General features: G+C 34.2%; 7 protein-coding genes and 3 pseudogenes. 5 read left to right on the forward strand and 5 right to left on the reverse strand.

Features of this window, described 5'->3' with window-relative positions:
• Positions 1–534: 534 nt before the first annotated feature.
• From HRG09_RS26890 to HRG09_RS26910, 4 genes and pseudogenes are all read left to right on the forward strand, one after another.
• Entirely contained in the window at positions 535–1,410 is an 876-nt protein-coding gene (locus HRG09_RS26890) for an Rpn family recombination-promoting nuclease/putative transposase (RefSeq protein WP_174103884.1), read from the forward strand.
• A 284-nt stretch (positions 1,411–1,694) separates the two neighbouring features.
• Positions 1,695–1,805 (forward strand): annotated as a pseudogene (locus HRG09_RS26900) (IS3 family transposase); the annotation flags it as partial.
• Between the two features lie 47 nt (positions 1,806–1,852).
• Positions 1,853–2,137 (forward strand): annotated as a pseudogene (locus HRG09_RS29775) (IS3 family transposase); the annotation flags it as partial.
• Entirely contained in the window at positions 2,035–2,475 is a 441-nt protein-coding gene (locus HRG09_RS26910; RefSeq protein WP_174103891.1) for an IS3 family transposase, read from the forward strand. The pseudogene HRG09_RS29775 and the gene HRG09_RS26910, both read left to right, overlap by 103 nt.
• Before the next feature lie 368 nt (positions 2,476–2,843).
• Here the strand turns inward: HRG09_RS26910 and HRG09_RS26915 are convergent.
• The 3 genes and pseudogenes from HRG09_RS26915 to HRG09_RS26925 all read right to left on the reverse strand — a co-directional run.
• Positions 2,844–3,137 (reverse strand): annotated as a pseudogene (locus tag HRG09_RS26915) (IS4 family transposase); the annotation flags it as partial.
• A 233-nt stretch (positions 3,138–3,370) separates the two neighbouring features.
• Positions 3,371–4,702 (reverse strand): erythromycin esterase family protein, encoded by a 1,332-nt coding sequence (locus HRG09_RS26920; protein ID WP_174103886.1) that lies wholly within the window; start codon positions 4,700–4,702, stop codon positions 3,371–3,373.
• Between the two features lie 605 nt (positions 4,703–5,307).
• A complete protein-coding gene (locus HRG09_RS26925; RefSeq protein ID WP_174103887.1) occupies positions 5,308–6,465 on the reverse strand; it encodes a serine hydrolase domain-containing protein in 1,158 nt (385 codons plus the stop codon).
• 487 nt (positions 6,466–6,952) lie between these two features.
• On the opposite strand from HRG09_RS26925, the gene HRG09_RS26930 reads away from it, so the two are divergent.
• Positions 6,953–7,639, forward strand: coding sequence for an IS6 family transposase (locus tag HRG09_RS26930; protein WP_174103888.1), 687 nt, complete (start codon positions 6,953–6,955; stop codon positions 7,637–7,639).
• Positions 7,640–7,665: 26 nt separating this feature from the next.
• Here HRG09_RS26930 and HRG09_RS26935 read toward each other — a convergent pair whose 3' ends face one another.
• Entirely contained in the window at positions 7,666–8,082 is a 417-nt protein-coding gene (locus HRG09_RS26935) for a hypothetical protein (RefSeq protein WP_174103889.1), read from the reverse strand.
• Between the two features lie 260 nt (positions 8,083–8,342).
• Positions 8,343–8,796: Rpn family recombination-promoting nuclease/putative transposase (locus HRG09_RS26940; RefSeq protein ID WP_174103890.1), on the reverse strand; the 454-nt coding region annotated here is incomplete at its 5' end.

Below are 8,796 nucleotides of genomic sequence, written 5' to 3' on the forward strand. Positions count from 1 at the left end.
GTACAATGAACTTCAACAATTACTAGCTACTTCCTAAACATTGTTCCTCATTTACCAACCTGTTTATGCTTTTTTCAAACTTTGCAACAGAACCGAGTGAAATCTTAATAATATGTCCGACATTTTGAATGGAAATGGTCTCTTTATTGTTTTTCATTTGAACATTATAAATATAGCATGTCTTATGAGTAGTAAGACATGCCATTTTCAGAAAATGTGCTGATTGAGAAACGTATATTATCCCTACATAGCTTGTTGTACAAACAGAATTCGCAAGTATATCATAAATCAATGATGAAAAAGCGATGTATTTCACCATTCCTTGTATATATTTCTAATTAGATGTATACTAAATATGGTTTCTTTTGTAAATTTGTTAGGTGCTTTTCAAGTCAGTTTATGGTCGTTATCTAATCTATTGTATGTACCTGCAGTGAGGCTCTTATGTTAATCTTAAGAGCCTGTTTGCATGTTCAATTTGTTTTTATGTACAATAAGAAAAAAGAGATCTTATCAGACAGGGAGAGGAAGCCCATGTCCAATCAAAGATTGGTCAATTTACGCATTGATTTTGCTTTTAAACAATTATTCGGGACATCTGGAAGCGAAGATATTTTGTTAACATTTCTAAATGCAATATTAGCTGATTCATTGGAGTCTCCCATTCAATCCCTTCAATTCGAAGATCCACATTTACATCGAGAACATGAAGAGGATAAATTATCGATTCTAGATGTATCTGCTACATTAGACACAGGGACTAAGATTAATATTGAAATTCAGTTAAATAATAATCATGACCTTTTAAAACGTTCCCTTTATTATTGGAGCAAGCTCTATGCATCTCAATTAAAAAAAGGAATGCCCTACAGCTCACTTCATAAAACCATTACAATCAACTTATTGAACTTCGTCATGTTTAAAGACTATGAAGCATTTCATACGACAGGAAAACTGTGGAATATGCAACAGCAGCAACTTTTAAGTGACGATATAGAAATTCATGTCATAGAAATTCCTAAGCTCATGCAACAATGGCGTGAGGAGAAAGTAAATCCGTGGGAAGACTCCTTTGTTCGGTGGTTATTACTATTACCAGCGAATGAAGATGAACATTTAACACATACTTTGGAGGAGATTGCGATGAATCAAGACCCGATTTTACAAAAAGCGATGGATAAATGGGAACATATGAGTCAAGATGCTTCTTTCCGTAAAGAGTATGAAGCAAGGGAAAAAGCTTTGATGGATGAAGCGGCCGGTATTGCACATGCATTAAATAAAGGGATCCAACAGGGAAAACGTCAAATGATCCTCGGTATGCATCGATTACAAATTCCAATAGAAACCATTGCACAAGCAAGTGAACTAACGATTGAAGAAGTAAAAAAAATCATAGAACAAGCATAAAAAGGAAGCCTTTAAACCGTTTGTTTTTACGAAAAAAACACAAAAAAGACAGTTATGCCTGATATTATCCCCTTAAGGTAGACAGTGTAAAAAGACCATGAATACACATGGATGTTACACTTTTACTTGGAGGGGATTTTATTATGGTTAAAAAAGGGGATAAATTTCAAACTTATTCAGATGAATTAAAGATACAAGTTGTAAAAAGTTATTTAAATGGTGAGGGCAGCCAATCAGCTATAGCGAAGAAATATAAGCTTAGAAGTAGAACAAACACAGTTAATAAGCAAGAACTAGCAAAGTACATAGCGTACTATAATCATAAAAGAATTAAGGCAAAACTAAAAGGCATGAGTCCGGTACAATACCGGACTCATGCCCAAGAAGCTGCCTAATGAAATAACGTGTCTAACTTTTTGGGGTCACTTCACGAGAGGCCGGCTTTTTCGTGAACCACAAAAAAGTATATAGACTTATGCGAGAACTTCAAATTCAATCGATTATCCGTAAAAAGCGACGCTTTTTCAAAGGGAAATCCTCAAAGATTTTCCCCAATGTAGTAGAACGGCAATTCCAAAACCGTAAACAAAATGAGGTACTTGTCACAGATATCACTTATTTGCCATTCAAGATAAATTTCTCTATTTATCGGTCGTTCAAGACCTTTACAATAATGAAATCGTTGCTTGGAAACTCTCACATCGCAATGATTTACAACTTGTTCTAAAAACATTAGATTTAGCAACACAAAAAAGAGATGTGTATGGAACCATCATCCACTCAGATCAAGGATTCCAATATACATCCCCTGCTTATTATCGTATGCTTCAACAGCTAGGCGCCATCGGCAGCCATTCTCGCAAAGGAAACTGCCATGACAATGCTTGCATTGAATCATTTTTCTCTCATTTTAAATCTGAAATGTTTTATCTTAATGACTATCAAACAAAGGGAGAACTAATTCAAGCAATTGAAACATACATCTATCATTATAACTACAAACGATTCCAAAAACGACTCAATCATCGAGCTCCGATCGAATATCGAATTTCGATGGCTGCATAGTCTTTTTTACAGTTGTCTACTTGACGGGGATAAGTCCAGACCTGAACCTCGGTCTTATCTTTAGCATAAGGAGAAAAAATAGGGTGATAACCATCACCTTTTCATTATATTACATTAATTGCTAATTTTTGATATTATAACTAAAAATAGTAGCGATATCTATATTGAGAAATTTATTACTAATTCGTTTTAAGTTCCAAAAGGTACACCTTTTGGGATGCTTTTATTACTAAATATTAAAAAATACGGAGAGGTCTTTGCGTGTCTATAAAAGTATACTTTTAAGGACACTATAAACGTTTATTAAATATCTATGACCTTTATAAAATCCTTAGCGTACAATTTTCTTAAAATGATATGGTGACCCCTAATATGTGTTGTAAAAATTGGACGGCTGCTTTATTAAATCGTTGATTCAGTCCCTCAGGACTGATGAGCAATTCAGTTGATGCTTCTAAACAGCTAGATAACTGAGTCAAAGAAGTAGTAGCAACATTTTGGCTCATCCATACACATAAAGCGACTAAATCTTTTGCCTGGTACTTACTAGTTCGTTGCACCAAACCAACATCTCTAGCAAAATCTCGTAAGATATTTGGGGATAAGAGGCTTTGAATTTCTTGAGCAAATAATTGTAATTCATCAGATACAGAAATAGACATACAAAAACGCCATCCTTTCCTATGATTCTACAGAAAGAATAGCGTATTTTTTCATTTTAGGGAGAATTTTATTTTGTTAACTTGATGATGCTGTGCTTCTATCCCACATCGTCTCTAATTTGAAAACATTTATTCCATTTAATAATCCTTTAATGAAAATAACCTAACTGACATTTTCAAACAACTCTATTGACACTTAACACTACACTTCATTAAGGCACATTATTCTAAATTTATTGATGTAGTTGAGATGGACTCACTTTTTGAATTTGAACAAGTATATCAAACGCTTTACCTAATGATATATCAACAGTTTTTGGTATATCAGGCCCTTCCATAGTTATTCCAGCGAAAATTGGATGTTGTTCGTTTAACCAAGTTTTTGTCACGCCGTTTGCCTTACGTAAATCAATAAAAAATTGATCTTTTTTAACTTGTCCAAAGATGTAGTTATAACTGTTTGGATCATCCGATTTTAATATTCCATATGGGCCAAATTCACCATCGCTATTCTTGACATTATATTGTCCTTCATAAACTGACGTTCCAATAGATACGTACCGTTTTCCATAATATTCTGCTAAATGCTGCCCAGCTACTTTAGGGTATATAAAAGGAATCATATTTGTTTTCGAAACGTGTCCATTATGTCCCCATACAATGGTTTTTCCTAAATGTTCTTCAGTCCACTTCGCATTTTCATACATTGCAATATCATGTTTCAAATAAAAATCCGATGGTTTATCAGGAGGTGACGCTAACATTGTAGTAAACTGTTCAATAATACGAGCATTTTGTTTTATCCATGCGAACTCTTTAGATTTCCCATTTAAATAACTTTTATTTTCCTCTAATAAAGCACTAATTTGTTTAGCATCTGAAATATACTTTTCTTTTTCTTCTTTCGTAAGGCTCTCAAAAGTATTCATATCCTTTGTTACAGGAATAAGACCTTTTATCTTCTCTTCTACTCTAGGTACAAGATCTGAATTGTTTCTTTTTATATATTCTATTATATTATTATAAACATTCTCGTTTACTGATTGAATGTCCATCCCAATGATACGCACTTTAGATTTATGTTTTGGATTAGCATTATATTGTTGAATCCAACTAAGTAGATCTAACATTTCTTTTGTGTTAAATACAGGTGATAGATGTTGGCTTGGGTTTCCCTTACCAGTAAGAACATATCGATCAAGCTCCAAAGCTCTGTCCCATCCCTCTTCTAAAACTAAGTTGATAAATCCCTTTTCAGATACTAAATAATTAACAATGCGCTGTTTCATTGTAAAAACTTCATGAGCCCCATGCGTAGCTTCACCTAAACCTACAATTGAAGCTGAACCTACCATATTCTTAAGTGGTTTTAAATCATTAAAAGATGCAGTTGGATTAGTTGTTTTTAAAGGCTTTGCATGCATTTCTAACCATTCCGCTATTTGATTTGTATTGTAGGGAGCTGTAACAGAAACTTCTGTTTTCGAGTCTGCATAAGTACTTCCTACAAAATTAGTCAGTATTATAGCAGAAACACCAAGTGCAATAATCATTTTCTTTTTCATAAAACCCTCCTGAAATACTTACTTGTTAGTTTTTTGACATGCTCTAAGGACCTCAGTTTAAACTATTAATTCTCTTATTACTGTTAAGATAAATTTATTCTAGTTCCTAAAACTAACTTATTTCTTAATAGGTTCTTAAGAAATTCTTAATTCATTCATACCAATATAAAACCAAATAACCTTCAATCCAAAAATAAAGGGAGCAGGTTATTTGGTTATTCATTCCGTAAGCTTAATGCTCAAGTTAGTCATTTTTCAAACGGTTAAACTAGATTAGAAAGGATAACGTTTTTTGGTACTTAATTACGAGTATTAAAATCTCTTAAGTTGATAGCGATGGGTGCTCCCCCACACTCATCAATTAAAGAAAAAAAAGAAAAAAATGAACTGACATCTCAAAGTGACTACCTGTAGAGAAACAAAATTTCGTTTAGGGGATACTCCAAAACCCTAGTCTGATGGCGACGTGGCGGGACCTCATGCCTATCAACTTAAGAACTTGCTTTATTCTAAAAAAAATTTTTAGAGTAAGTTGTTTTTGAACCAGAAAGGCATATTTTTAACTATAAAAACTATGACAAAATTTATCCGGTTTTCCTTTTTACCTACTTGCTAAATTCAGCAAGTAAAATATTTTTAAATGGATCAGGAATATCAGCTTTAAGGCTGTTCAAATTGACGGCCAATGTATGCTTGCCTCCAAGTGTGCCACCAGCAAAAGTGGTAAACCCTAGAACTTTACCCTGGTGTCCCCATATCGAGACACCGTTTGGAAGCTTAGTTTCATAGATCCCAAGACCATATCCGGTTCCTTCTCTATCTGTAGGAACTGTAGTAAGCATTTGTTTTAGTTGCTGTTCCTTCAGTAATTTGCCACTGAGTAAGTAAGAGAAGAATTTGTTTAAATCGTCAGCAGTAGAAATCATATCTCCATCCGAGCTACCTGGGTTAATATAAGTAACGTCTTTTAGCTCACTTGCTCCGTCTAGTTGGAAATAGCCACGGGCATGCTTGGTGCCTGGAATCACGCTTGAATTGCCAGGTAGGAATGTATTTGACAAATCAAGCGGTTCAATAATCCGATTTTCAACCTCTTCCGCATAGCTGTTTCCAGTTACTTTTTCAATAAGGATCCCCAGTACTACGTATCCTGTGTTTGAATAAGACCAGCCCTTTCCTGGGGCAAAGTCTGGGGGAAGAGAAACCCCCATCTTTACGAATTCTTCAGCCGTATACGATTTTTTTGTATCCATCATATCAAAGTCTTTTGACCTTGTGTAGTCAGCGATACCACTTGTATGATTCAATATCTGCCGGATAGTAATCTGGTTACCATCATATCCGTTTCCTTGAATGACACCAGGCAACCATTTTTCAATGGAGTCGTCTAGATTCAAACGGTTCTCTCCAGATAATTGAAGTAGAACTGTTGCAATGAACGTCTTCGTTACACTACCAATGCGAAAGCGAAAATCTGTTTTCATTGGTTTCTTGGTGCTCAGGTCCGCTAATCCAGCGGCATAACTCCATGTTTTTCCACCCTCAGAAGTTTTAGCAAGTATCCCAAGATATCCAAGTTGCAATGTATCCCGCATTGCCTCTTTGACGGAATTACGTTCTCTTTGAGTGCTTGTTTGTAACGGACTAGATACATTTTGAATGGACTCCGCTTTTACAATTGAGGTTGGTGTTGTGTATAACAGAGAACTTCCAGTCATTAAAAGGACTAAACCTGTAGATGTAATTTGACAATGCTTTTTCATAAAGATATTCCTCTCCTCTATTCATATTGTATCGGTAGTTATTTGCTGTTTTATACTAGTCACACAGCTTTCATCTTAACCAAAGACAAAAGGGCAAGAGTGGATTTGCAATCATCTGTGCACCAATTATTTCTACAAACAACTTTCTGACCTAATAAATGATTAATCCCCCTTTTTCAGATGTATGTTAACCTCTGTAATTTCTTCTTTTCTTCCATAGAGTTTTGTTAATTAATTTGTTTTTATATAAATATATAGTATCTATTCCCCCTCTCGTTCTTCTCTACATTTTGATCATACACAATGAAAATCTCTTTTTTCTTACTCCTTTCTTACAAATTCCTTACGTTCAAAACCACTTCTATAATTCGGTGGTTTTTATTTTAAGAAAACTCAGTTCTATTAACTTGATAGGCATAGGGGGTTCTGTTGCAAAGTTTTCTACATGAAGCTACACTCTAGAAAACAGGATCTAGGAGAATTAGACATGAGATATTTTAAAGGAAAACAATTCAAGAAAGATATTATTTTAGTAGCTGTCGGCTACTACTGTCGTTTTTCTTTAAGTTATCGCGATGTATCTGAAATCCTGAAAGAACGTGGTATTTCAGTTCACCCAACAACCATCATGCGATGGGTTCATGAATATGGCAATCTCATCTATCAAATTTGGAAAGTGAAAAATAAATCTGCACGCTTATCTTGGTATTTGGAGGAGACTTATATCAAAGTTAAGGGAGAATGGCGTTATCTCTATCGTGCAATTAATAAAGATAGACACACATTGGATATTCAACTTCGTAAAAAGCGGGATCATCAGGCTGCCTATGCCTTCATGAAAAGATTAGTAAAACATTTTGGAGAACCTACGGTTCTCACTACAGACAAAGCGCCGGCATTACTTTGCGCATTTAACAAATTAAGAAAACAAGGATTTTATCAAACTACAATCCATTGTACAATCAAACATTTGAATAATCTCATTGAACAGGATCATAGGCATGTAAAGAGACGTTTTGCCAAATCCGCAGGATTTCAAAATCTTCGTCATGCTTCACGTACGATAAAAGGTATCGAGACTATTCATGCCCTATATAAACAAAGGCGAAGTCTTCAAAGAGACTCCTCCTTTTCAACGTACAATGAACTTCAACAATTACTAGCTACTTCCTAAACATTGTTCCTCATTTACCAACCTGTTTATGCTTTTTTCAAACTTTGCAACAGAACCATTTCACGCGTTGTAGTAGTGAAATTGATTTTAATGGCATCTTGCAAAATTTTTGTTGCTTCCTTATTCCCTTTACTTCGTAATTCCTTCAATTTGTCTTTTTTCTTTTCTATTTTTTGTTCTATCGTATCTTTTTTCTTTTCATCTTTTTGTTTTCGCTTTTCATCATATAGCTTATGGATCGATTCTTGTAACTTCTGTTCATCTTGTACAAATTTATAATCCAATAATCGAATTTTCTCTTTTGCTACGTGAAGAAAATATAAATGATTAATCGCAACATTTAATGCTTTATTTTGTTTATATCGTTCTTCACGAATAAATTTATACTGATGGTCTCGTTCTTCACTAACAATTATAAGTTTTATTTTTCTTGTAATAATCATGTCCTGTCCTCACTTTTTCTAAGTGTTGGATGTCTTATTGCTTTTAGGGATAACATTTCACAAAAGAGGTTTAATTATCCATTTTTTTAATCAAGCGTATCGCCAACATTTTAATGAAAATATATGCTAAGCAAAATCGACATGAAAAAACGTTGATTTTACTACTCTAAGGGAATGTGTATATTTTTTACAAATGATAATTAAGGGGCTAAATAAAAAACTTTGCGATATTTTTCGCAAAGTTTTTGTAATGATACGTATTATAATAGTAGTTTTCGTATTTCTTCTGTACTGAGACCTGTGAATTTTGCAATGTCTTCTAATGGCATACCATTTTTATGCATACCACGAATTAATTGAATTCTCCCTTTCTCAATACCTTCTTCTAATCCTTCTTCTCGAGCATGAGCCAACTTAGCTTGTTCATCAAGAAGTAGCTTCTCACGAGCTTCATAAGCTGTTCGGAAAGAGGAATCATGACTCATATTTTCCCATTTATTTATTGCTTTTTGTAAAATTGGATCTTGATTCATTGCAATCTCCTCCAATGTTTGAGTTAAATGTTCATCTTCATGTGCTGGTAGTAATAACATCCAGCGAACAAATGCATTTTCCCATGGATTTACTTTTTCTTCACGCCATTGTTTGACCAATTTTGGAATTTCTACAAAATGAATTTCAATATCATCACTTAGTATCTGTTGCTTTTTAGGA

This window comes from Bacillus sp. Xin1, from assembly GCF_013314535.1.
Taxonomy (GTDB): domain Bacteria; phylum Bacillota; class Bacilli; order Bacillales; family Bacillaceae_G; genus Bacillus_A.